Annotated in this window: 22 protein-coding genes; 12 read left to right on the forward strand and 10 right to left on the reverse strand. The window is 63.9% G+C overall.

Annotated elements, in window-relative coordinates; genetic code table 11:
- Window positions 1-169: 169 nt before the first annotated feature.
- Window positions 170-454, reverse strand: coding sequence for a His-rich protein BRANT (locus V1294_RS27125; RefSeq protein WP_334501439.1), 285 nt, complete (start codon window positions 452-454; stop codon window positions 170-172).
- Window positions 455-734: 280 nt separating this feature from the next.
- Here V1294_RS27125 and V1294_RS27130 point away from each other — a divergent pair, with 280 nt between their 5' ends.
- The gene (locus V1294_RS27130) at window positions 735-1,268 is read left to right on the forward strand and encodes a tetratricopeptide repeat protein (RefSeq protein WP_108516829.1); all 534 of its coding nucleotides are present in this window, start codon (window positions 735-737) and stop codon (window positions 1,266-1,268) included.
- Between the two features lie 67 nt (window positions 1,269-1,335).
- Here V1294_RS27130 and V1294_RS27135 read toward each other — a convergent pair whose 3' ends face one another.
- Window positions 1,336-2,922 carry a S10 family peptidase gene (locus tag V1294_RS27135; protein ID WP_334501443.1) on the reverse strand — a complete coding sequence of 529 codons (1,587 nt, stop codon included), beginning with the start codon at window positions 2,920-2,922 and terminating at the stop codon, window positions 1,336-1,338.
- A gap of 286 nt (window positions 2,923-3,208) precedes the next feature.
- Between V1294_RS27135 and V1294_RS27140 the strand changes: the two genes are divergently transcribed.
- The 6 genes from V1294_RS27140 to V1294_RS27165 all read left to right on the forward strand — a co-directional run bounded on the left by V1294_RS27140 (window position 3,209) and on the right by V1294_RS27165 (window position 9,557).
- On the forward strand, window positions 3,209-3,874 hold the full coding sequence (locus tag V1294_RS27140; protein WP_334479347.1) for a hypothetical protein: 666 nt from the start codon (window positions 3,209-3,211) through the stop codon (window positions 3,872-3,874).
- Window positions 3,875-3,923: 49 nt separating this feature from the next.
- A complete protein-coding gene (locus tag V1294_RS27145; protein ID WP_334501445.1) occupies window positions 3,924-6,053 on the forward strand; it encodes an adenylate/guanylate cyclase domain-containing protein in 2,130 nt (709 codons plus the stop codon).
- Window positions 6,054-6,193: 140 nt separating this feature from the next.
- Window positions 6,194-6,973, forward strand: a complete 780-nt coding sequence (locus tag V1294_RS27150; RefSeq protein ID WP_108516819.1) for an NAD kinase — start codon at window positions 6,194-6,196, stop codon at window positions 6,971-6,973.
- 167 nt (window positions 6,974-7,140) lie between these two features.
- Entirely contained in the window at window positions 7,141-7,686 is a 546-nt protein-coding gene (locus V1294_RS27155; protein ID WP_025590237.1) for a response regulator, read from the forward strand.
- 21 nt (window positions 7,687-7,707) lie between these two features.
- The gene (locus V1294_RS27160) at window positions 7,708-8,286 is read left to right on the forward strand and encodes an Hpt domain-containing protein (RefSeq protein ID WP_334501447.1); all 579 of its coding nucleotides are present in this window, start codon (window positions 7,708-7,710) and stop codon (window positions 8,284-8,286) included.
- Between the two features lie 107 nt (window positions 8,287-8,393).
- Window positions 8,394-9,557, forward strand: coding sequence for an IS110 family transposase (locus V1294_RS27165; RefSeq protein ID WP_334495839.1), 1,164 nt, complete (start codon window positions 8,394-8,396; stop codon window positions 9,555-9,557).
- A 455-nt stretch (window positions 9,558-10,012) separates the two neighbouring features.
- Here the strand turns inward: V1294_RS27165 and V1294_RS27170 are convergent, their stop codons facing one another.
- From V1294_RS27170 to folE, 4 genes are all read right to left on the reverse strand, one after another.
- Entirely contained in the window at window positions 10,013-11,188 is a 1,176-nt protein-coding gene (locus V1294_RS27170) for a DUF2336 domain-containing protein (protein ID WP_108516815.1), read from the reverse strand.
- Window positions 11,189-11,606: 418 nt separating this feature from the next.
- Window positions 11,607-12,671 carry a transglycosylase SLT domain-containing protein gene (locus V1294_RS27175; protein ID WP_334501449.1) on the reverse strand — a complete coding sequence of 355 codons (1,065 nt, stop codon included), beginning with the start codon at window positions 12,669-12,671 and terminating at the stop codon, window positions 11,607-11,609.
- Between the two features lie 166 nt (window positions 12,672-12,837).
- A complete protein-coding gene (gene hisI / locus V1294_RS27180; RefSeq protein ID WP_334501452.1) occupies window positions 12,838-13,269 on the reverse strand; it encodes a phosphoribosyl-AMP cyclohydrolase in 432 nt (143 codons plus the stop codon).
- Window positions 13,270-13,297: 28 nt separating this feature from the next.
- A complete protein-coding gene (folE, locus tag V1294_RS27185; protein WP_108516801.1) occupies window positions 13,298-14,020 on the reverse strand; it encodes a GTP cyclohydrolase I FolE in 723 nt (240 codons plus the stop codon).
- 231 nt (window positions 14,021-14,251) lie between these two features.
- Here folE and V1294_RS27190 point away from each other — a divergent pair, with 231 nt between their 5' ends.
- A complete protein-coding gene (locus V1294_RS27190; RefSeq protein WP_108516799.1) occupies window positions 14,252-14,701 on the forward strand; it encodes an iron-sulfur cluster assembly scaffold protein in 450 nt (149 codons plus the stop codon).
- Window positions 14,702-14,918: 217 nt separating this feature from the next.
- On the opposite strand, the gene V1294_RS27195 is transcribed toward V1294_RS27190, so the two are convergent.
- Entirely contained in the window at window positions 14,919-15,836 is a 918-nt protein-coding gene (locus V1294_RS27195; RefSeq protein ID WP_334501454.1) for a hypothetical protein, read from the reverse strand.
- 241 nt (window positions 15,837-16,077) lie between these two features.
- Here V1294_RS27195 and yidD point away from each other — a divergent pair, with 241 nt between their 5' ends.
- Window positions 16,078-16,431: a membrane protein insertion efficiency factor YidD gene (gene yidD, locus V1294_RS27200; RefSeq protein WP_334501456.1), complete on the forward strand. Its 354-nt coding sequence runs from the start codon at window positions 16,078-16,080 to the stop codon at window positions 16,429-16,431.
- A 34-nt stretch (window positions 16,432-16,465) separates the two neighbouring features.
- Here the strand turns inward: yidD and V1294_RS27205 are convergent, their stop codons facing one another.
- Complete coding sequence (locus V1294_RS27205) at window positions 16,466-17,683, reverse strand: hypothetical protein (RefSeq protein ID WP_442895466.1); 1,218 nt, start codon at window positions 17,681-17,683, stop codon at window positions 16,466-16,468.
- A gap of 2 nt (window positions 17,684-17,685) precedes the next feature.
- Window positions 17,686-19,059, reverse strand: a complete 1,374-nt coding sequence (locus tag V1294_RS27210) for an APC family permease (protein WP_334489612.1) — start codon at window positions 19,057-19,059, stop codon at window positions 17,686-17,688.
- 297 nt (window positions 19,060-19,356) lie between these two features.
- Here V1294_RS27210 and V1294_RS27215 point away from each other — a divergent pair, with 297 nt between their 5' ends.
- Complete coding sequence (locus V1294_RS27215) at window positions 19,357-20,691, forward strand: alpha/beta hydrolase (protein WP_442895390.1); 1,335 nt, start codon at window positions 19,357-19,359, stop codon at window positions 20,689-20,691.
- Between the two features lie 59 nt (window positions 20,692-20,750).
- Here the strand turns inward: V1294_RS27215 and V1294_RS27220 are convergent, their stop codons facing one another.
- Complete coding sequence (locus V1294_RS27220; protein WP_442895391.1) at window positions 20,751-21,911, reverse strand: MFS transporter; 1,161 nt, start codon at window positions 21,909-21,911, stop codon at window positions 20,751-20,753.
- Between the two features lie 313 nt (window positions 21,912-22,224).
- Here V1294_RS27220 and thrS point away from each other — a divergent pair, with 313 nt between their 5' ends.
- Together thrS and V1294_RS27230 are read left to right on the forward strand one after the other, a co-directional pair.
- On the forward strand, window positions 22,225-24,270 hold the full coding sequence (gene thrS, locus V1294_RS27225; RefSeq protein WP_334501461.1) for a threonine--tRNA ligase: 2,046 nt from the start codon (window positions 22,225-22,227) through the stop codon (window positions 24,268-24,270).
- 81 nt (window positions 24,271-24,351) lie between these two features.
- A complete protein-coding gene (locus tag V1294_RS27230) occupies window positions 24,352-24,915 on the forward strand; it encodes a nitroreductase family protein (protein WP_334501463.1) in 564 nt (187 codons plus the stop codon).
- Window positions 24,916-24,967 lie beyond the last annotated feature (52 nt).

Here is a 24,967-nt window from a genome sequence, read left to right on the forward strand (position 1 = left end):
CCGGCGGCGAAATGGAATTCGCAACTCGGTTATCTCCTCGCTTCGCTCTCGAAAAGTTGAGCGCGCGCGCCAGCCCACGGCCATTAGCGAAGCAAATGGCGCGTGGGCTGGTCTGTCATTCGCAAGGCGCGGGGGCAATGGGGGCGAAACGCGCGCCAGCGAATCAGATTCAGCTGCGTTTTGCGGCCGGCGTCACGTGCTTGACCGCGATATGCTTCGCATGCGTCTTGTGCAAGCCGATGTGCTTGTGGTGGCGATGATGTCGATAATGCTTGTGATGGCGGCCCATCCTTGCATTGGCGTTCAGCGCCTTCGATTTGCCCTCAGCCTTGATGACAGGTGCCTGCGTGGACTTGTTCACCGGAGCCTGCGCGGTCTTGCCAGTCGTGCCGGCAAGTGCAGGCGCGGCGAGAACGGAAACGGCAACGAGCGCTGCGGTAATGGTCTTGAGCATGGTTGTCTCCTTCTCCATGGGACCCGCGGGCATTTCCGGTCGAAAGGCCGGGCTCGCCGATCATGCAGGCGACGCTAGCGGTTGCGCACTGAACCGCTCCTGAATCGGACTTTTCGATTCCGTTCATCTGAATGACATCTTCGTCATGTCCGGTGACGGCGACCGCCGATGAAAATTGGCGAAAATCGAGGGAAGCGGTGCGGGAATGTTCTCGGCCGCCGGGGGTTCAAATCAACGGGCTTCGGTGTAGGATTGCCGAACCGGCCATCAGGAGAGATGCATGAATAGACTTGCGATCAGACTTTTGACCCTTGCCATGTTGTCGCTCACGCTCGCGGCGGCCCCCGTCGTTAGCGTCGTCTACGCCGCACCCGATAACGATCCGCCGCCGCCGCCGAAGAAGAAGAAATCCAGCGAAGCCCGCCCGGGCATCGAGCAGACCGCATTCGCTGACGGTTATCGCGCCGCCTACGCCGCGATCTACGACCGCCACGACTACACCTCGGCGATTACGCAGCTCAAGGCGCTCGGCCGTGACGACCAGGCCGCCGTCGCCAACCTGATCGGCTACTCCTATCGCAAGCTCGGCGACTACAAGGTCTCGCAGATCTGGTACGAGCGCGCGCTCAAGGCCGATCCGAGCCACGTCAAGACCTGGCAGTATTACGGCCTGTGGCAGGTCGAACAGGGCAACCGCGACCAGGCGCAATATCACCTGAACCGGATCGCTCAGCTCACCGGCACGACAAGCGAGGAATATCGCTCGCTCGCCGCCGCGCTGGAAAAGCCGCCGGGCACGGGATTGGTTTATTGATGCACTAACCTCTCCACGTCATTGCGAACAGCCGGCGCAGTCGTAAGGACGCGCCGGTTTTTTGTTGTCACTTCATTACCGCCTCGACCTCCGCGCGGAACGCCTGACGTGCGCCGTCACGCGAATAGAACATGTGGCCGCCGGGATAGACGACGAGCTTCACCCGGTCCGCACTCGCATAGGCCGGCAACTGGTCGAGAAGGACCTTGGACGCGAAATACGGCGTGGCGAGATCGAACAGCCCGTGTCCGACCAGCAGTTTCATTTTCGGATCGAGCGCGAGAATCTCGCGAAGCTGTGAAACCGACTCGGCCGGCCCGCGGCCGAAATCCCACGACCTGTTCACGCTGTTGCTGAGCAATTGGTACGAGCCATCCGGCCGCCAATTGAGCTTGCGCGTTGCGAGGTCGACGGCTGCGCTCGTCAGCGGCGCCATCAGGGGATCGCCGGACGGATCACCGAAATGCGCGGTGTTGGAATCCGGATAGGGGTCGAAGCCTGATACCGAGCCGTCGTAGCGCCCGGTCACCCGGCCGTTGCGCCGGTCGAATTCGCGGCGAAATTCGCCAACCTCGAAACGCCCGGCAAGCCTGCGGCTTACCGCCTGATCGATCCCGGTGAGCGTTGCCACCCTGTCCGTGAGCCGCGCCGTTGCCTCCTTGTCGGCCTGCCCCTTGAGGAGATCGACGATGAATTCGCCTTGCGCGTAACGCTCGACGTCGGCGAGATCGGCGCGCGTCACCCGCCCCCTGGTCTCGCCCCTGGCTTCACGGGCCACCGCCGTCATGCTCGGCAGGCTGTACATATATTTCAGCAGGCTCGAGCCGGAAAAGTCGCGGAAGTCGAGCAACGGCGACACTAGGATCAGCCCGCGCACCCCGACACCCTGCTCGGTCTGCAGATTGCGGACGATTTTCGGCCCGCGAATGCCGCCATAGCTCTCGCCCGCGACGAATTTCGGCGACAGCAAACGGTCGTATTTTTCCAGCCAGCGCCGGATCACGAGCGCGATCGAACTGACGTCGCCATCGACCGAAAAGAACCGCTTGCGCACGTCTTCGCCGGACGCAACGAAGCGGCTGTAGCCGGTGCCGACGGGATCGATGAAGACGAGATCGGTGAAGTCGAGCCAGGTCTCGGCGTTGGGCAGCAGATCAGGCGTCGCTGACGATACGGCGCTCTCACCCGTGATCGAGATGCGCCAAGGGCCGGCATCGCCGAACTGCAGCCAAGCCGAGGACGCGCCGGGGCCGCCGTTAAACAGAAACGTCACCGGCCGGCTTGCGCGATCGGCGCCGTCGAGTTGATAGGAGGTGTAGGCGATATCGGCCTGCGGCTCGCCCTTGTCGTCGAATATTCGGATCGAGCCTGCGGTGGCTGTGAAGTTGAGCGTGCGGCCGGGCAGTGCCAGCGTCTGCGTGGTGGTGGAATCCGGCGGCAGACGGTGTTGTTCGGCGGCAGAGGGCGCTGGCACGGCGGCGCCCCGCCCTGCTCCGCCCTTCTGGCCCGATGGCGACGGTGTGGCCGCGGCCGCGGCCGGCTGCTGCGAGGTTGGCGAACTGGCCTCCTCGGCGCGCGCACTGCTTGCCCAACACACGACCAGAAGGGCAGCGGCAAGACGCGCGGGGCGCGTCGCCGTGAAACGAAAAGCCATGCCGTTTGCTCCCTGCGCGCCCCGCGATCCAGCCGCCCCACGGATTCTGCCGTAACACTGCGACAATGAGGCCCTGATGCACAACAAGCACAAATCTTTTCGAAAATCACAATCCCGACAGCATCGCGTGAGAAAGCGGTCAGTGCGCCCGGTGGTTGTCCTCGCCGGCCGTCAGGTGCTATCGGTCGGTTCCACCGGCGCACCGGCCAGGTATTTTTGATCATCCATGCAACCATTCAGGCGCTGGCGCGACTAATGAACCTGCGCTTTTCAATGGGGACTTAAAATGAAACGTTCGATTGCTGTTTGTCTCGGCCTGTTGGCGCTGGCCTCCCCGGCGATCGCAGATTCGCCGGTCGCGGTGGTCGAGGACGTCCAGGGCAAGGTCACCGGCGCGGAATTCATGGACTATGTGACGCCCAAGGCGGTCATCAAGATCGGCGACGGCGGCTCGGTCATTCTCAGCTACCTGAAGTCATGCCGGCGCGAGACGATCAGCGGTGCCGGCACCGTCGTCGTCGGCACCGAGGAGAGCGCCGTCCACCTCGCCGAGGTCAAGGCCGAGAGGACGAATTGCGATCCCAGCCAGGCCAACGCGACCACGCGCGAGACCAGCGGCGTCGCCGCCACCGTGCTGCGCAGTGTCGACAACACGGCCTCCTTGCCGCAGTCGCAGCTCACGCTTTACGGAGCATCGCCGCTGGTGGAAGCCAAAGGCCGCGGCAAGCTGGTTATCCGGCGCCTCGACGTGCCGGGCGAGCGTCAGGAGATTAGTCTTGGCGGCACCCAGCTCAAGGGACGGTTCCTCGATTTCGCCAGTGAGAACGTCGCGCTGGCTCCAGGCGGCCTCTATGCCGCAACGTTCAAATCATCGCGGATTGTCTTCAGGGTAGACCCGCAGGCCAGGGCCGGCGCGACGCCGATCGTCGGCCGGTTGCTGCGGATGGAATAGGCGTGACGGGCCATCCCGCTTGAGAATCCGGCGCAGCACGCGCAACAGGATGGTGGTTGCCGCCATCGCGCTGGTCTGCGCGGCGGCTTCGATTTCTCCGGTGGCCAGACCGATCCGCGGGCTCTCCCTCGATATCCTCACCGCCCTGCGCTGGGAGATGTTCGGCCGCAGCCATGATCCGGCCGCTTCGCCGGCAGTCGTCGTCGCGATCGACGAGGAAAGCATGCGCACCGCCCCCTTGAAGGGCGCGCCGATGCTGACCTGGACCGGAGAGATCGGCCGCGTGCTGTCAGCGACGCTCGAAGGCGGCGCCAAGGTGGCCGGCTTCGACATGGTGATCCAGAACTCGATCGAGCAGTCGGAGATTCCGTTCGGCGAGGGCATGCTCGGTGAGAAAGTCCGCGGCTTCGACCGCGACTTCCTTCGTGCGCTTGCCGTTGCGGCGGCGAACGGCAAGGTGGTGCTCGGAGAAACCCTGGGCGGCAACCAGTCGGTCAGGCCATCGCCCGGACAGCGCGTCGCGGTACGCCAGCAGCAGAACATCCGCCCGCTCAACGTTTTCGTCGACAGCGACGATATCGTGCGACGGCTGCCGCTGGGCTTCACCGTCAACGGGGCGAAGGTGCCCTCGATGGCGGTCGAGCTGGCGTCGCGGGCGCTGGGCGCGGCACCAGAGTTCGATGAGCGCGGCAGGCTGACGCTTGCCGGCTACCGCGTCCCCGGCCGGGTTCCGAACACGATGACGCTGAACTTCGAGGGCGGTGCCGACGACATTCCGACTTTCTCGTTTGCCGACCTGCGCGCCTGCGCCGTCAAGAACGACAAGGATTACTTTCGGCGCTGGTTCGCCGGAAAGGTTGTCATTTTCGGCAGCGTTCTCGATATCGAGGATCGCCGGCAGACCTCCAAGCGCTTTGCGACCGGCATCGAAGGCGCGCGCGCACCGCGCTGCGCGGCCGAGAGCACGCCGGTCATGGCCAGCTTCAGGATCAGCACGATCGCGGGCGTCTATATCCACGCGACGGCGGTCAACAATCTGATCTCGCGCAACGCGGTGGTCGAACCCGGCCCGCTGGTGCGCTTCCTGATCTCTACCCTGTTTGCGGTGCTGGCGGCGGTTGCCGCGTGGCGGTTTCGGCCGCTCAGCGCAGCATTGGCCTGGATGGCCGTGATCGTGGCCAGCATTGCCGGCGCCACGATCGCCTTCAACCATGCGCTGGCGCTGCCGATCGCCGAGCCGCTCCTGGCGAGCCTGTTCGCGCTTGCCGCCACCATCGGCTTCCGCTTCGTCATCGCCGACAAGGACCGCCGCCTGCTGCAGAAAAGCTTTGCGCTCTACCTCGCCCCGCACGTCATCAACCGCATGCTGTCGTCGAACAAATTGCCGGAACTCGGCGGCGAAACCCGCGACGTGACGGTGTTCTTCTCCGACATCGAGGGATTTTCGCTGATCGCGGAAAAGATGTCGCCCGACAACCTGATGGAGCTGATGAACGAATATCTTTCGGCGATGACCGACGTCATCGAGCGTCACGGCGGATATGTCGACAAATATATCGGCGACTCCGTCGTGGCGGTGTTCGGCGCGCCGGCGGACGACCCCGATCATGCCGCCAATGCGGCGCGCGCCGCGCTGGATTGTTGCGCGCAACTGGCCGAACTCAACGCTTCATCCGCCCTGTTCCAGGAATACAAGCTGGCGCAGCGGATCGGCATCAATTCCGGCGAGGCGCTGGTCGGCAATTTCGGATCGCGGCGGCGCTTCAACTACTCGGTGATGAGCGACGCCGTGAATCTCGCCTCGCGACTGGAGGGCGCCAACAAATTCTACGGCACCACCGTCATCGCTTCCGAGACCACTGTAGCCCTCACCGGCGAAGCCTTCGCCTGGCGCGAACTCGACGCCATCAGGGTCAAGGGGCGAACCCAGGCGCTGAAAATCTACGAATTGCTGGCGCTGTCGGCCGGGCTGACATCCTCGCAAGCGGTATTGATCACCGACTACGCCGACGGGCTTGCGCAGTGGCGGGCCCGCGAATTCGGGCGCGCCGCGCAGTATTTCGGCCGTTCGGCCGACATCGACCGGCCGGCATCGTTGTTTGCGGCGCGGGCCCGGGAATTGGCCCAAAACCCGCCGGGCGAGGATTGGGACCCGATCCGGACGTTGCAGGAAAAATGACGCCCTGATGACCAGCGGTTTACGTTACCGGCGCGAAAGAGCCGCCCGGCTATCTCGACAAGCCTGCCTAAGGTGTATAGACGAGCGCGGCGCAATCCGGCGCCACCCAATCCTGGCGCTACCCGAGAGTTCGTCGTCCGATGGCCACCCCCAAGCGATACGACCGGATCGCCTTTGTCGCAAGCGCGAGCACCGAGGCGCAGGCCGCGCTGGCGCAGCTCGTCAAGCTCTACGGCAATCATGATGCCGACGATTCCGACGTCGTGGTGGCGCTCGGCGGCGACGGATTGATGCTGCAGACGCTGCATCGCCACATGCGCTCGGGCAAGCCGATCTATGGCATGCATCGCGGCACCGTCGGCTTCCTGATGAACGAATACACCACGCACGACCTGCAGACGCGGCTGGCGGCGGCACGGGAATCCCTGATCAATCCGCTCCTGATGCGCGCCACCGACATCCATGGCACGGTGCACCTGCATCACGCCATCAACGAGGTCGCGCTGTTTCGCCAGACCAACCAGGCCGCGCATCTGCGCATCCTGATCGACGAGCACGAGCGGATGGCGGAATTGATCGCCGATGGCATCCTGGTGGCGACGCCGGCCGGCTCCACCGCGTATAATCTCTCGGCCCAAGGGCCGATCCTGCCGATCAACGCCGCGCTGTTGGCGCTGACCCCGATAAGCGCCTTCCGCCCGCGCCGCTGGCGCGGCGCCCTGCTCCCCAACTCCGCTTTCGTTGTCATCGAGGTGCTCGAGGGCGAGAAACGTCCGGTCGCGGCCGCCGCCGACCATGACGACGTGCGCGATGTCTGCCGCGTCGAGGTGCTGTCCGACAAGACGATCTCGATGCGGATGCTGTTCGACCCCGGTCACAGCCTCGAGGAACGCATCCTGCGCGAGCAGTTCGGGTCCTGACGCCCGCCCGGTGACCGCCCGTTGACTTTGAGCCGGGTTCCTATCCGAAAAAAGTAGCGCCACCGGGTATTCGCGCGAGCCTGATAGGCCGGCTTCGCAACCATTCCTTAACGAGCGCCGCGATATGGTTAACACCAGTATACTGTTTTGCTGGGCCGGGCCGGACCATGTATCGCATCGACTTCAACAAGCTGCGGTTTCTGATTTGCGACGACAATCCGCACATGCGCCGCATCTTGCGGACGCTGTTGCATTCGTTCGGCGCGCGCGAGGCCTATGAGGCCGAGGACGGCGCCACCGCGCTGGAAATGTACAGCCACTACGTGCCCGATATCGTCATCACCGACTGGTCGATGCCGATCTTCGACGGCCTCGAACTGGCGCAGATGATCCGGCAGCCAGAATCGAAGGGCAACCCCTACGCGCCGATCATCATGTTGACCGGGCATTCGGAGAAGCGCCGCGTGACCGTCGCACGCGATGCCGGCGTCACCGAGTTTTTGGCGAAGCCGATCTCGGCCAAGGGACTCTATCAGCGCATTCTCAACGTCGTCGCCAACCCGCGCCCCTTCATCAAGACCAAGACCTATTTCGGCCCGGACCGCCGGCGCAACACCAACAATGCCTATATCGGCCCCGAGCGCCGCGTCGGCGGCGAGGTGGAAGTCATGCAACAGCCGTCGCTGCTCGACAAGGCGCGCTCGGCCGTCTAGCGCCGGCCTGGAGAGACCATCATGGCGAAAGAAAAGCCCGGGACGATACAGGTCAAGTCGTTTGGCGATCACCACGTGATCACGCAGCCCAATCCCCTGCGCAAGGTATTGCTGCGCGTTCCCGAATCCGACCTCGACGATCCCGTCGGGCGCGCGGAAAAGGCGCTCGCCGGACTGTCCGGCGAATTCAAGAACTGGATGACGATCGAGGCCGACCGGCTCTCGGCGGCGCATGCGGTCGTTCTCCGCGACGGCTTCACCGTCGACAACCGCGAAGAGCTGTTTCGCGCCGCCCACGACATCAAGGGCGACGCCGCCACGTTCGGCTTCCCTTCCGCGGGTGCTGCCGCCGAAAGCCTCTGCCGCATCATCGAACACGCGCCCGACCTCGACCAGGTCCCGGCGGAGTTGATCACCCACCACATCAACGCCATTCAGGCGATCGTGCGCGAACGCACCAAGCTCGACACCGCCACGATGGCGAGCAAGCTCAGCAAGCAACTGCGCGGGGTCGCGGACGAATTTTTGCTCAAGGTCAACCGCGACCGCCCCGAACATCTCGAAGCGATCCTGGCGCCGAGTATTGTGCCGGCGGAGTGAGAGTCGCCGCTCTCTCGCGTTGTCGCAGCTTCGTAGATTCCATGGGGCGGTGAGCGTGGCCTTTCCGGTAGGTTTGGGTTTCCACACTCGAACCATCGGAGAGTCAGATGCAAGCATCGACCGTAGACACGCCCACCGTCGACCATTGTGGCACAATTTTCGTTGCAATCGAACTGAGTCAGAAGAGCTGGCTGGTGACGCTGCACAGCCCGGACAAAGGCAAGATGTCCCGCCATAAGTTGGAGGGAGGAGATCATGCCGAGTTGCTGGCACTGATCGGTCGGGAGCGCGACCGGGCGGCTCGGGCGCTGGGAGCCATTCCGGCGGTGGTGAGCTGCTACGAGGCCGGCTACGACGGGTTCTGGCTGCACCGGCTTCTGATGGCGGCCGGGATCACGAACTACGTGTTTGACCCTGCGAGCATTGCGGTGGATCAGCGGGCGCGTCGGGTGAAGACCGACCGGATCGACGGCGAGAAGATGCTGCGGACGCTGATGGCGTATCTGCGCGGTGAGCCGCAGGTGGTACGGATCGTGCGGGTACCTGCGCCGGAGCAAGAGGACGCCCGCCGCGCCAGCCGCGAACGCGGCCGGCTGATCAAGGAACAGACCGCGCACACCAGCCGGATCAAGGCGCTGCTGCGGCTGTTGGGCATGGCGGTCGGGAACCCGCGCCGGCGCGACTGGCTGAACTGGCTGGCGACGCAGCGGGATTGGCAGGGCCAGGCGGTGCCGCCACGGATGCTGGCGGAGATCAAGTACGAGCACGCGCGGCTGATGCTGGTACGCGAACAGCTCGAGCGGCTCGCACAGGCACAGGCTCAAGCGGATCCGGCACCTGCGGCGGCGCAGATGGCGGAGCGCAGCGAACTGTTGCTCCGGCTCAAATGCCTCGGCCCGGCGTTCGCGACGACGCTGGCCAGCGAGGTGTTCTACAAGGACTTCCGCAACCGGCGTGAGGTCGCGAGCTATTTCGGGCTGACGCCCAGTCCGTGGCAGAGCGGCGGGATCGACCGCGACCAGGGCATCAGCAAGGCGGGCAACCCGCGCGCCCGCTGCGCCGCGATCGAACTTTCCTGGCTGTGGCTGCGGCATCAGCCGGAGAGTGCGCTCACCCGATGGTTCCGCAGCCGCACCCACAACAACGCCAGCAAGCGCAACAAGCGCATCGCCATCGTGGCCTTGGCGCGCAAGCTGATGGTGGCGCTCTGGCGCTATCTCACAACCGGCCTGGTCCCCGAAGGAGCCCTGCTCAAGGCCACAAAGCCGTAACCGTTTCAAGCAACGCGTCAGCGTCGCGGCACCAGCCGCGGTCAGCGCGGAATGGATGATGACCGTGCCACCCTTGGGCCAAATCAACAGGCCGCTTCGTAGATGGGTCTCATCCTGGTGGCTTCCTCGCCGCAAGCATGCGGAATGTGGGTACCGGGCTGTAACCGCCCGACCGGATATGAGGTGATGCAGTGAGCTGCTGCATAAATCGCCGGAAGCCAGTTCCTGAGCGCACCGACCGCGGCGGCACGCTGCGCTACGCATGGCTCCGCGCGCCGCCGCTCCGCCGAATGCAAAAAATCACATCCAAGCCCCGGTTGGGATGCTTGACTCAAAAGGCCTCATATGAGGGTGGGCAAAGGCGCACTTGCGCCGTGCCCACCATTGATGTTTCCGATCATGCGTTGAAGATGGTGGGCACGCTTCGCTTTGCCCACCCTACGAAATTTTCGAATTTACGCCGCGATCAGATCGCGCTCGGGCGGCACGAACGCTTCGTCGGCAACCAGTTCCTCGCAGAACATGCGGGCTTCTTCGCGCGCGGACTCGGTCGCGAAGCGCCGCAGCAGGATCAATAGCGGCTCGGCGGCCTTGCGGTCGGTCTCGCAATGGGTCAGCACGCGCTCGACCATGCGGCGGCGCAGCCTCGCCGCGCCTCCAATCGTATCGACATAGCCGGTTTCATGGCTGACCTCGAGCGCCACGCGAAACGCCGCGAAGGTCGATTCGGGAAGACCCGCGCGGATCAGGAGCGCCTGCAGGCTGGCGCCGCCGCGGTCGTGCAGCAGCGCCGTCACGCGGGCCAGCGGCAGATCGGCCAGTTCGGCCAGCGCCGCATCGAACAGCTCGATATTGCCCGACAACAGCGCGCGCAGGATCAGGCCTGCCGTCAATTGCCCGGTGGCGCGCAGGTGCTGCACCAAGCCCTGCATGTCCTCACCGCGCGAACGCGCCGCGATATTCATGGTCGAGCGCTCGCGCGCTTCGCTCGCAAGCCGCCCTGCCCGGTCGGCGCTCAGCCAGTTACGCGCGACGACGAATTGCGCCAGTGTGTCGGAGAGTTTGGCGATCAGCGCAACGCGGGTGGCGGCGGGAAGGCCTTCCAGCACCAGCATCGATTCCCGGATCGCGGCGAGATGGCCGTGACGTTCGACGATGCGGTCCCAGGAAAACGGCGCCAGTTCGGCGTAGGCGTTTTCGATCAGTTCGAGCGCTGCGGCCGCCGAGCCGACTTCGGCAATGGCAGCGGAAACCGAGGGCGGCAGGTTGATGCGGCGGGCAATGGCGCATTGCATGTCGCTGTTGCCAGTCGCGACGATGTCGACGAGGTCGGCATCGATCAGAAGCGGTGAATGCTCGAGTACCGGCAGCGCGATCGAGGGCTGGTCGAGCGAGAGCGCCTGCACGATCGCTGCCGGCGCGTCCGGGCTGCGCGAAAATACTTCCGCCATGGCCTGGCGGACCAGCGGCGACGGATCGTCGAGCAGCATCAGCAGCGCGCCTTCGGCGGCGATGCGATCGTCCTCGCTGAGATCTGAAATCAACCAGGCCCGCGCCAAAGCCCGCGTCGCCTCTGCCCGCTCGCCTGCCGGAGCGGTACGAATCCAACTAATGAACTGCCGAACGATCATGGTCCTGGCTTACGCAACCTGTGACGACACCGTGACGCGGTGCCACTATTAGAAAAAATAAACCACGACGCTTAACAAAGGGTTCACCATAAACGGCTGGTTTTATTGACGTTTTGTTAAGGGCGCGACAACGCCTCGTTAGTGTTTGATGGCGTCGTCGGGATAATGGAACCTTTCCTCTCCCGGCTTCCGCGAGCCAACAACGATGAAGATCGCCGAAGCGTTCGAGCGGTTCACCAGATGATGGGCGTTGGCACATCCGGCAGGGAATCCCGCGCAAAGGACCCTGCTCCATCACCATTGTCGTCGATCAGGGTGAGTTGCGTAGGGTGGACAAAGGCGCTTTTGCGCCGTGCCCACCGTCTATCCACGTCGGTGTTCTTGAATGGTGGGCACCTGCGTTTTGCCCCCCTACAAACTAGCTGCTGAACGTGCCGTTGCGGTCGCTAAAGAGATCGAGCCGGCCGGGTGCGCGCACCTCGGGCTTGTGTCCCGACAACACGGTGCTCGCGGAGGCAACCGAGGTTGCTGACGCAACCGGGATTGCTGACGCAACCGAGGTTAGCGACGAATTACTGCCCCACAATTCCTGCACCGCCGGGGAGATCGGCTGCGAGCGTTCGCCAGCCTGGAACAGCGAACGGAAGATCGGCTCGGGTGACGCAGCGGCAGTCTGCGACGTTGCGGCAACCGGCGTCACGCTGCGCTGATCCGGGAAGCTCGACAGATAGGCTGCGTTGTCGATCGCCGTCGTCGCCGGCGCGGCGTTGCTCGCGACCGTGATACGCCTCGGCAGATCGCCGCCGGCGGCCGCCATCGCGGTGCGCGTCACCGGCGAACTGGCGGCAGCCGCGTAGCGCGTGTTCAGCACCGAATAGACCTGGGAGACGCTGCGGGCCTGTCCCGAGCGGTCGTAGAAGATCGACTGGTTGGCCGCGGCCGCGTTCGGAAACATCCGCGCGGCGGAAGCGTTCGGATTGTCTTCGGCGCTCTGGATCAGCTTGCCGGCGCCGCCGACGCCCATGAAATGCGCCATATAGAGTTCGGCGTCGGTCGGGCGGCGGCCGATCTTGCCGGTCAATTTGAAACTGTTGGACTGGGTCAGCACCGCCGCCATCGACGAGGCGGCTTCCGGATCGTCGCGCAGCTTCATGATTGCCGCGCGCGCGTCGGGGTCGCTGACCGAATAGCTGCCGGAAGGATCTTTGGTGATGGCCTCGGCATATTTGCCGTAGCCGAGATGGGCGCCCGCCTCTTTCACCGTGCCGAGCCAGGTCTGGTCGATGAACTGAAACAGCCCCCGCGCCGACGAGGTGGTGGCGGCGGCCTTCGGGTTGAAATTGGATTCCATCTTCGCGGTGGCGAGCAGATATTCGAAGCTGGTGCCGATGGTCGAGGCAGCCTGCCTGATCGAACCCGCGATCTTCACGCGCGTGGGATCGACACCTGCCGCAGCCGTGGCGCTCGTTGTGTCGACCGACATGTTTCTGGTGCCCCGCTCCTCGCGAAACGACCGCGCGGGCTCTCAAGGCCCTGGCAATCAGCGCCTATACGCGGTCGAGACTGCCGCAATTATGGTTAATAGGGGGTTAAAGTCTCTGCGATGTCATTCCGGGGGCATCGAAGATGCGAACCCGGAAATGACGAGATCACTTGCGGTAGACCTTGCTTGGATCGAACTGCCGGTCCGCGTCGACGAATGACAATCGCGCGCCGCCATCGGCAGAAGAATCGACCTTGCGGTAGAAACACGAGCGCCGGCCGGTGTGACAGGCGGCGCCGATCTGCTCTACCCTGATCCAGACCGCGTCCTGATCGCAATCCAGGCGCATCTCGACCACGCGCTGGGTCTGACCCGACGTCTCACCTTTTCGCCACAACGCACTGCGCGAACGGCTGAAGTACCACGCCTCGCCGCTCGCGATCGTCTTGCGCAGCGCCTCGTCATTCATGTGCGCGACCATCAGCACGTCGCCGGTCGCAGCGTCGGTCGCGACAACGGTCACGAGCCCGGACGCGTCGAATTTGGGCTGGAAATCCAGCCCTTCTTCGCGATCGTGATCATGTTTTGAGGTGGACACGGCAGACCTCGCCAAAATTCAAGCGAGGTTACCGGCTCGGTCCTCGCACCAGGGACAGGAAACGCTGCTGTTCCGCCGGATTGTCGCGGAACATGCCGGTGAACCGGCTGGTGAACGTCATCGCGCCATGCTTGGCGACGCCGCGCACCGACATGCAGGTATGCTCCGCCTCGATCAGCACGGCAACGCCGCGGGGCTTCAAGACCTCGTCGATCGCGGCCGCGATCTGGGCGGTCAGGTGCTCCTGGGTCTGCAGGCGGCGAGCAAAAATGTCAGTCAGCCGCGCCAGCTTCGACAGGCCGACCACCCGCTCCACGGGCGTATAGGCGATATGCGCCCTGCCGTAGAACGGCATCATGTGGTGCTCGCATTGCGAGGTGAATTCGATGTCGCGGACCAGCACGAAATCGTCATAGCCGGCGGTTTCGCCAAAGGTGCGGTCGAGCACCTCGGCCGGGCATTGGTGGTAGCCCTGATAGAGTTCGTCGAAGGCTTCGACCACCCGGCGCGGCGTATCCAGCAGGCCCTCGCGGCCGGGATTCTCGCCGATATAGCTGAGCAGGACGTGCACGGCCTGTTCGGCCTCCGCGCGCGACGGGCGCGGCAGGTCGGCGCGAACGGCAGCCGCCAGGAACTCGGCCGGATCGAGCTCGGCCGGGCGTGTTTCCGGGGCCACGTCGGGCGATTTGACCTCAGAAGGCTTCAAGTCAGGCGCCTTGCCGGGGCGGAGGGATTTGATCAATGCGTCCATGTCTTCTCCGTTCGACCGGCCCGAAGGACCGGAGTGTCACCGGGCAGACGGGGGCGGTTTTGCCGCCGGACGCCTGAGTCCCATCACAATACGTTGGCGGGCGAATTGGTTTCCATTTCGGCACGCCTCGGCGAAAGGCCGGGCTGTTTTTCGGCCGTTCCTGTCCATATATAGGACGATGAAACCCAGCCGCCAAGGGCGCTCAGACCGCCGCCCGGGACACCGATTCTCATGCTGAACGACATCTACAACAAGCGGATCATCGAACTGGCGGGCAATATCCCCCGCCTCGGCCGCCTCCCCGACCCCCATGCCAGCGCCACCGCCCACTCCAAACTGTGCGGCTCGACCGTCAAGGTCGACCTGAAGATGGAGGGACCCGTGGTCACCGACTTCGCCCATGACGTGAAGGCCTGCGCGCTGGGACAAGCCTCCTCCTCGATCATGGCAAGCCATGTGGTCGGCTCGACGGCTGGCGAGTTACGTGAACTGCGAGAAACCGTGCGCAAGATGCTGAAGGAAAACGGCGGTCCCCCGCAAGGCAAATGGGCTGACATCGCCTTGCTGGAACCGGTTCGCGACTACAAGGCCCGCCACGCCTCGACCATGCTGACCTTCGACGCCGTGGTAGATGCCATCGGCCAGATCGAAGCCAGAGCGAAGCAGCCGGCGCAGGCTTAAGGGATAAGTCCCGTTAAGGGATCAGTCCTGCCTAATACACCGTCGTCATGCCCGCCAACGGGTCTCGCCTGCGGCGAGCCCGATGACAGGCTCCGGCGGGCATCCAGTACGCCGAGAAATCCCGATCAATTTACAGATGCTGCGGCGTACTGGATCATCCGCCCCAGTGCGCAATTGCGCACAAGGCGGATGACGACACCGCTTGTGTAGATGCGTTTTACTTCTGCTGCGGCGGGGCCGGCGCAGTCGCGGAGCCGCCGGTCGGAGCCGCGGCCTCGGCGGTCTTGGTGGATTTGCCCTGCGGTTGCGCGTCGCTCTCGACGGCGGAACTGACGAAGCGGTCCTGCGGCTTGGCAGGCTTCGCCTCCGCCATCGGCACTGACGCATTGTCCTGCGGGAACACATCGGCGACCGCATCGGTCGTGACGAGATTGGTCAGGCGCAATTCACCGCGCGACATCTCGTGCAGATCTTCCCACGGCGGCACGCTGAGCGCGAGCGAGAGCAGATCGCCGGTGCCGCCCATGTCGAAGGTAAATTTCGCGAGCCGGCCGATGTCGCGCTCCACGATCATCAGGTCTTGCGCGGTGTAGGTCGCGGCCTTGGCGTCGTCGGCGCGATCGCCCATCCAGATCTGGTGCACGCGGACATGGGCGCCCGGCGGCACGTAACGGGTCTTGCCCGAGAGAAGCAGGAACACGCACATTGACTCGCAATGGGCTTCCGGCGTCACGCTCGCGCGTTCGCCTTGCGGGGCCTGCGTGCGCACGGTGGCGCCTACCGTGGTCAGCGCGCCGAGACCGCGGAACCGCCGGCCAAGCGCGATGGAATCGTTTACCGAGCCGCCGCTGGAATCCAGCACGATGGTCGCGCCGGCGAGCTGGCGGCCCTTGGCGAACTCGTCGAACTCTCTCGGACTATCTGATGTCACGATGCCGACCGCTGAGACCCAGCCCCTGCAATCGGGCTGGCAAGCATTCCACTTGAAATGCATCGGCTGCTTGCGTTCTTCGAGGGTGCCGCCGGCGTGCGCCGAGTTGCCCAGCGTCGTGATCGCGCCAGGCAATGCGAGACAAAAGGCGGTGGCGCCGAGAAGCGCCCAGCCGCGAATTTTCAGCGACCTTGCAAACCTCAATTTGGTTCCTTCCCCCAAGCAGCCCCCTTTAGGGAGCGATGGCAACGGCCCCACTTCAACGCGACATGATTCTGTCATCGAAGCGTGGCTGAAACGGTAACTGTCCTGTCCTGTGTCGTCCATAATACCTTGGCGTGCTCCGGTATACTGCGGTGCGATAGTTGCGAACTGTGGCGTAAATATCTGCACGCATTGAGTTCCGCGCTTGGGAACACCCGAAAAACTACGTACATAGTTCAGCATGGCGCCCGCGGATCATTCATCGTCACCTCCAAAACACTGCACGGATTGTGCCAACACTGTCCGTCGTCTGCCGCGCAATGCAGGGCGCGGGCTGATCTGGATCTATCGCCACACACTATCGCTGCTGGTTGGCTACAACTGCCGGCATCTGCCGACATGCTCGGTGTATGGCGACGAAGCAATCGAACGCTTCGGTCTATGGGGCGGCGGATGGATGACGCTGGCGCGGATCCTGCGCTGCCAACCCTGGGGCACATCCGGCATCGACAATGTCCCGCTCACGGCACCGCCTGGCGCGCGATGGTATCTGCCGTGGCGTTATGGTCGATGGCGCGGCGTCAACGGCGGATGAATACGAAGCTTGCGGCACGCCTGCGTTCCGTCGCTCACCGCCAGAAGAAAAATCCGCCTCTCGGCTGCGGTCCGATGTCCGCCGGCGGACGCGGCTTTCGCACGCGCGGCGGCGGCGGCGGTGGGAGTTCGGTCGACGACGTCGCATCGGAACTGGCCGGGCCGTCGTCGGGCAACCTCACCGACAGCAGCAAATTCGTTTCGGGCGTCCGCCAGCGATAGCCGATGCCGAAATCGATCGGCTGCGCGCGCCGGAACAGTGCGGCATATGAATCCTGATAGCGTCCCGGGAATTCGTCGATCGGCCCCAGATAACGGCCGAACGGGAAGAAGCGCCACTTCTTCGTGCTGTAATAGCCAAGCGGAATTCCGGAATCGTCCTGGATGATGGTGGCGCTGTTATTGAGCAGGAAGTCGCGCACCGTGGTGAAGTTACCGGAATGCAGCAGATAGGAGGCGCTCTTGATCAGGCTATTGCCGGGCGCGAGCGTCGCACAGAACTTCAGGAACCCGCTCCCCTTCACGCCGGAGTTGGAAAGATCGGTCGAGAAATAATACAGGGTCTTTTCCTGACCGTCGCTGCCGGCGAACATGATGCGCACGCCGCGCACGGCATTCGGTCCGGCATTCTCGCCTGCGAGATACGCCGCGCCCTGGTCGTCCAGCGAGATCGGACTGACGCTCTTCACGGTCATGCCCGAGCGCGCCAGGAACACGTAGAGGATCGGCAAGGTACCGCTGATCTGGCCCGCCTGCAGATCGGTCTTCATATCCTTGGTGATGAAGAAGCTGAAGCTCAGGATCGAACCCAGCGAGCGCTCGACATTGTAGAGCGCTGACGCGATGCCGCCGCGCGGCAATCTCGAGAGGTCGGGCACCGAGCCGACCGGCTCGAGCGCACTCAGCACGTAGGTCGACGCCTTGGAATGGAACGCGTTCGCGTAGAGAAAGTCCGGGCCTGAGAACATGTAGAACATGGTCGGCTTGGGCGCCGCCAGATTGGTATCCGCCCAGGCGCGGATCCGTGACAGCTGGCGCTGCTCGAGTTGCCCAAACGCGGTGTCGAAGAATTTGGCGTGACGTTGCCAGGCCGGCTCCTTGGTGAGCGGCGCCAGCGGCGAATCCACGGAAGGCATCATGCCGGCCAGAAATTTCGCGGTATCGTCCACCGTTGCGGTTTGGGCATGGACGGTAGCCGCAACCGCCAGCAGCATGACAGCAGCAAGCGTCGCCGTTTTCAGGGAATGCAGCATGTTCATTCGCTACCCGCGGATACGGCCGCGGGGGCTTGATCTGCCCGCTTGCGGAAGACGGCGTAAATCAGGAGACCTGAACACATGATCAGAAGACCCAGCAGCGACTGCAACGGCCGTTCGGTCAAAAGGTAGTACATCATGAACCCTGTCACGAGCAGGAAAACCACAGGGGTTACCGGGTATCCCCAGGCACGGTAGGGCCGCGGCAGATCGGGGTGTGTGATGCGCAGCTTGATCACGCCGAGCACGGTAAAAAACGAGCAGAACAGCAGTGCAAACTGGATGAAGTCGAGCACCGCCTCGAAGCTGCGCGTAAACAGCATCAGGCTCGCGACCGTGAGCTGAAACAGAATGGCGTAAGCCGGCGCGCCGCCGGTCGAGCGGCGAGCGAACGCCCGCAGCACCGGAAGGTCCTCGCCCATCGTCATCATGACGCGCGGCCCGATCCACATCATCGCGCTGATCGAGGAGATCAGCCCGAAGCAGATCATCGCGCCGACGATGCGGCCGCCGAATTCGCCGAAGATGTAGCTGCCGGAGATGCGTGCGACGTCGAGTTGACCCGCGAGCTTGTCGATCGGCGCGGTGTGCAGGAACACCGCGTTGAGCGCCACATACAGCACCAGCACGATCAGCGTTCCGAACAGCATCGCCCGCGGCACGTTGCGCTCGGGCAACCTCACCTCACCGATGATGTAGGTTGCCGCGTTCCACCCCGAGAACGAATACATCACGAACACGAGGCTGATCGCGAACGGCGCGCTGACGATATGGGTGAAGTCGGAAGCCGATGGCGCGAACGATACCGGCTGTGCCGTGCCGATCACAAATCCGCTGACCAGGAAGGCTACGATCAGCAATACCTTCAGAATGGTCGCGATCAGTTGAAAGTTCGAGGAATGCCGCACGCCGGTGAGTTGCACCAGCGACACCAGCCAGACCACGCCGATCGCCAGCGCCAGCGGCGGCGCGTTGGGCACGACCGACTTGCCGTACTCGCCGAATGCCATGGCAGCCAGCGCGACCGGTGCGGCGAAGCCGACGGTTGCCGACACCCAGCCCGCCACAAAACCGAAGGCCGGGTGATAGGCCCGGCCGAGGAAGTTGTACTCGCCGCTCGAGCGCGGAAACATCGCGCCCAGTTCACCGTAGGAAAACACCCCGCACAACGCGACGATGCCGCCTATCGTCCACAGCAACAGGATCGAAAAGCCCGAGGGGATGTCCTTGACCTGAAAGCCGAGGCTGGTGAAGACGCCGACGCCGACCATGTCGGCAACGACGATGGCAACCGCCACCAGTACCGAAACGCTGGAGCCGCTGCCGGAGCGCGAGCCGGGCCACGCCGGGCTTCCCGTTTCTGATGCCGCCATCTCGGACCGTACCTTCAGCGCCGCAGCCAGGAGCTGCCATCGTGCAGGCACACGCGCCTCAATTCAAGCAATGTTAACAATGGTTTAAATTGAGAGACAAAATAGGTTCTATGGTACCGCCAGCTTCCCCGTGGCAGCTACTGGATTGCGAAAACATCGTGACGGTCCCACAATCGCGACACGATTGCATGGTCTCCTCGGGGCTTCCGGACGTGGGGAGTTTTCCGGACGCTTAATGTCGCCTAAACGCGTGCGAGCTTACGCCGGTTGACGGTCGATCTTGGGACATTGGGGTGGATGGTCGGAGCAATTCCGAAATTCCTGACAGTTGATCGCGCCAACCGGGCAGCGTCCCCGGTCATGCCGCGCCGCGCCTCGCCGATCCCCTTGTCGTTTCCCTTGCCGTTCCGATGGCATTGGGTTGCGATGGCTGCGCTGTGCGTGCCGCTGGCGTTTGTCCTGGTTCAATGCGGCAAGGCGCCGAGCGCGGGAATGCTGGCGGCGAACACGGATGGCGCAAAATCCCGGGCCGCAAAGTCCCGGACTTCAATCGATACGTTTGACGACCGTTTCCCCCAGCCGCAATTTGCCGACCGTTTCCCGACCGCCAATGAAAGCCTGCCGCAGGTCCAGCGCCAGGTTGCGCTGGCGCCTCAGCCGCGCGCCGCGCGTACCGAGCCCGTGAGGATCGCGTCGCTGACGCAGACGCTGGCGCTGCCCCGCAGCGAGCGCGAAGAATTGACCACGCTGGTCAGCATGAAGTCCTCGGCCTTCCCCTATTTCGGCACCAATCCGCGCTCCGAGGAACCGTTCCTCAACATCTCCAAGGGCGACCGCAAGGGCCACCGCAGCTATGGCGGCCGGGTCTATTGGCAGGACGAGACCTACAACGACAGCCGCGTGCTGGTGCATGTCCCCGAGACGTTCGATGCCAGGAAGCCGGGCGTGATCGTGGTGTTCTTCCACGGCAATGGCGCGACGCTGGAGCGCGACGTCCGCGACCGGCAACTGGTGCCGCAGCAGATCTCGGATTCCGGCGTCAACGCCGTGCTGCTCGCGCCCCAGCTCGCGGTGAACGCCGCCGATTCCTCGGCCGGCAAGTTCTGGCAGCCGGGCGGCTTCAAGCGCTTCATCGATGAGTCGGCGAGCCACCTCGCCCGCCTCTACGGCGATCCAAAGTCGGCGCAGGCATTCGCGAACCTGCCGATCGTGATCGTCGGCTATAGCGGCGGCTTCCTGCCGACCGCCTGGAGCCTCGAGGTCGGTGGCGTCCCCAACCGGGTCCGCGGCGTGTTCCTGCTCGACGCTGTCTACGGCGAGCTCGACAAGTTCGCGTCCTGGATCGAGAAAAACCGGACCGGCTTCTTCGTCTCTTCGTATACCCGCTACACCAAGCGGCACGACCAGGAGCTGATGCAGATGCTCCGCGACAGGGGCATCACGGTCACCGAGAGCATGGACGGGCCGCTGCGGCCCGGCAGCGTCGTGTTCGTGAAGACGCCCGACGGCGTCACCCACCGCAACTACGTCACGCAGGCCTGGACCGAGCATCCGGTCAAGGACGTGCTGGTCAAGATGGCGGCAACGCCCGCTTTGACGCAAGTCGCCAGCGCGCCGTACTCAAACCGGTAGCCGCCTCTTCGCCGCGCCATCGCGGCGTGTGAGCCGTCACCCGCTTTGATCATGTTCCGCTAAAGACTATTTTTCGGTTTGGTCAGGATCACCGCCACCAGCGCCAGTGCAACGAAGGCCGCGGCGACGTAACCCGCGGCATGGAGCAGATCGCGCGCGTAGAGAAACCCGCCTATCGCCGATCCCACCGCCTGCCCGATGTAGAGCACCGACGTGTTGAGCGACACCGAAGCGGATGAGAGCGCAGGTGCCGCGCCGACCAGCCGCACCTGCTGCATCGAATTGGTGGAGGCAAAACCGAGGCCCCAAATTGCGACCGACGCAGCCATCAGCGGATAGATGCCGGCGCTGAGCGCCCAGCCGGCCACGCCCGCCAGCAACAGCACCGTGAAGAATACCGACGTCTTCCAGGCGCCCCAGGAATCGACGATACGGGTTCCGATCGCCGTGCCGATGACGCCGCACACACCATAGACCGCAAATACCAGCCCGATCGCATCCGGCCCTGCCCCCGTCAGCCTCGCCAGCAGCGGCGCCATGAAGGTGAACACCACGAACTGACCGGACATCTGCAGCGTGGTGATTAACAGCAACAGCACGATCAGCCTGTTGCGGCCGATAGCGGCCCATGTCTTGAGGTCGACCGGCGCGCCCATCAGCCCGCGCGGCAGGCGCCAGGCCAGAAGAAGGAAGCTTACGCAGCCGATCAGGCCAATGCTGCCATAGGCCGCGCGCCAGCCATATCGGCTGGCGATGAAGGTGATCAGCGGCAGGCCGACCGCCGCCGCCAGCGACCAGCCGAGAAAGATGTAAGCGATGGTGCTGCCGCGCTTTTGCTCCGGAACGATCAGCCCGGCAGTCCCGGCCGCCTGCGGCGTATAGAGCGCGCCGACCGCGAGCATCACCAGACGGATGATGAGCAGGCTGGTGTAATCGGGCGCGAAGGCGGAGGCGAAGTTGGTAAACGCAAGCACTGCGAGCGTCGCCGTCAGCAAGGTGCGGCGATCGATCCTGGAAGTCAGCCACGCCGTAACGGGTGAACCGACGCAGAGCATGATCGCACCGAAGGTGATCAGCAGCCCCGCGGTGCGGATGCTGATATCGAGACCAGAGGACAATTCGCCGAGCATGCCTGCCGGCGCCAACACCGAGCAGCCGGTGACAATGTTGCCGAGCATGAGTGCGCTGGGCGCAAAGCGGCGTTCGGCCCGGACAGGCATGGGCACATGTTTCATGCACGTGCATATACGCGGCGAGCCGCGCCAAGAAAAGGCCGCGATGCCGGACTATTTGTCATCGCCGTCATGAGATTATTGATTTGATTCCGCTGATGCCTCGCGGGCTCTGCGTGCGTTGGCTGTGAAGAAGTAATCCGTTTTTCCGGGCAATGAGGCCCCGGTTGCGGCCCCCCGCGGCGGCTTCCATCACGCCCAATTTAGCAAATTGCCCGATTGCAGGCGCCGAATCCCCTGCTATACCGCAGCATTCCGCTTACCTGCGCTCGTTCGCAGGAGTGAGCTTTAGGAGACTGATATGCCTGACCAGAATACGCCTGCATCCGGATTCCAGTTCGGCCTTGCCAATTTAAAGCCGGCCGAGCCCCTGGAAAAAATCACCCTCACTTTCCCGGACGGCGCGAAGCGCGAATATCCCAAGGACATCACCGGGCTCGACATCGCCAAGGGCATCTCGCCCTCGCTGGCCAAGCGCACGGTGGCGATGGCGCTGGACGGCGTGGTCGTCGACCTCAACGATCCGATTTCGGGCGACGCGAAGATCGAGCTCATCAACCGCGACGATGCGCGTGCGCTGGAATTGATCCGCCACGACTGCGCACATGTGCTGGCGGAAGCCGTGCAGTCGCTGTGGCCGGGCACCCAGGTTACCATCGGCCCGGTGATCGAGAACGGCTTCTATTACGATTTCTTCCGCAACGAGCCGTTCACGCCGGAGGATTTTGCGGCGATCGAAAAGCGGATGCGCGAAATCATCGCGCGCGACAAGCCCTTCACCAAGGAGGTGTGGGATCGCGAGAAGACCAAGCAGGTATTCCGCGACAAGGGCGAGGCCTTCAAGGTCGAGCTGGTCGACGCCATTCCCGGCGACGAGCCGATCAAGATCTATTTCCAGGGCGACTGGTTCGATCTCTGCCGCGGCCCGCATATGAGTTCGACCGGCAAGGTCGGCAACGCCTTCAAGCTGATGAAGGTGGCGGGCGCCTATTGGCGTGGCGACTCGAACAACCCGATGCTGACGCGCATCTACGGCACGGCGTTTGCCAAGCAGGAAGAGCTCGACGCTTACCTCAAGCAGATCGAGGAAGCCGAGAAGCGCGACCACCGCAGGCTCGGCCGCGAGCTCGACCTGTTCCACTTCCAGGAGGAAGGCCCCGGCGTGGTGTTCTGGCACCCGAAGGGCTGGACAATTTTCCAGGCGCTGATCGCCTATATGCGCCGCCGCCTGACCGGCGATTACAGCGAGGTCAACGCGCCGCAGATCCTCGACAAGGCGCTGTGGGAAACCTCGGGCCATTGGGACTGGTACCGCGAGAACATGTTCGCGGCGCAGTCCGCCGGCGACGAGGCCGAGGACAAGCGCTGGTTCGCGCTGAAGCCGATGAACTGTCCGGGCCACGTGCAGATCTTCAAGCATGGCTTGAAGAGCTACCGCGACCTGCCCTTGCGCCTTGCCGAATTCGGCGTGGTGCACCGCTACGAGCCGTCGGGCGCCATGCACGGCCTGATGCGCGTGCGCGGCTTTACGCAAGACGACGCGCACGTCTTCTGCACCGAAGCCCAGCTTGCCGACGAGTGTCTCAAGATCAACGAGCTGATCCTGTCGACCTACGCCGATTTCGGCTTCGAGGGCGAGCTCACGATAAAACTCTCGACCAAGCCGGACAAGCGCGTCGGCACCGACGAGATGTGGGACCATGCCGAGCGTGTGATGGCCACTGTGCTGGCGGAAATTCAGGCCAGCGGCAGCAATCGCATCAAGACCGCCATCAACCCCGGCGAAGGCGCGTTCTACGGACCGAAGTTTGAATACGTGCTGCGCGACGCCATCGGCCGCGACTGGCAATGCGGCACCACGCAGGTCGACTTCAACCTGCCGGAACGTTTTGGCGCGTTCTATATCGATGCCGACGGCTCGAAGAAGGCGCCTGTGATGGTGCACCGCGCGATCTGCGGCTCGATGGAACGCTTCATCGGCATCCTGATCGAGCATTTCGCCGGCAACTTCCCGCTCTGGCTTGCACCGATCCAGGCCGTGGTGACGACCATCACCTCCGAGGGAGACGAATACGCCAAGGTGGTCGCGGCCGCAGCGCGACGCGCCGGCCTGCGCGTCGAAATCGACCTGCGCAACGAGAAGATCAACTACAAGGTCCGCGAGCACTCGCTGGCGAAGATCCCGGCCCTTCTCGTCGTCGGCAAGAAGGAAGCCGAGACCCATTCGGTCTCGATCCGCCGGCTCGGCAGCGAAGGCCAGAAGGTGATGCCGACCGACGAGGCGCTGGCCGCGCTGGTGGAGGAAGCGACGCCTCCGGATGTAAAGCGGGCGCGGATGGCGGTCTGATCATAATCGGTCTAAATCCGCTTCCGCTGGAGCGGCTGTGCCACTATCTCTGGCACAGCCACTTCCTACGAAAGAGACCCTGTGCCCGATGCCATTGAACTCCTGAAGATCCGCCGCTCGGTCAAGCCTCGCGAGATGAGCGGGCCTGGCCCCACCGCGAGCGAACTCGAGACCATCCTGACCATCGGCGCGCGGGTGCCGGATCACGGCAAGCTGACGCCGTGGCGCTTCATTGTGTTCGAAGGCGACGCTCGGGCGCGGGCCGGCGATGTCATTGCTCGGGTGTTTGCTAAAAAGAACCCGTCAGCCCCGGCCGCCGACATCGAGATCGAAAAGCGCCGGCTGATGGACGCACCGCTGGTGATCGCCGTGGTGAGCTTTACCCGGCCGCATCCGAAGGTGCCGGCCTGGGAGCAGGAATTGTCTGCGGGCGCCAGCGCGATGAATATCCTCACCGCCGCCACCGCACTCGGCTATGGCGCCAACTGGCTCACCGGCTGGTTCGCTTTCGACCGCGATGTGCTCGACGGACTTGGATTGAAGGCGAACGAAAGGCTGGCCGGCTTCATCCACATCGGCACGCCGGCAAAGCCTGTCGAAGACCGTCCGCGGCCGGCGCTGTCGGATATCGTGACGCGGTTCTAGATTCAGCAAGAGGATGCATGCCCCGGACTACGCCGGGCATGAATGGTGTGCG

Source organism: Bradyrhizobium sp. AZCC 1678 (assembly GCF_036924765.1).
In the GTDB taxonomy this organism is placed as follows: Bacteria; Pseudomonadota; Alphaproteobacteria; order Rhizobiales; family Xanthobacteraceae; genus Bradyrhizobium; species Bradyrhizobium algeriense.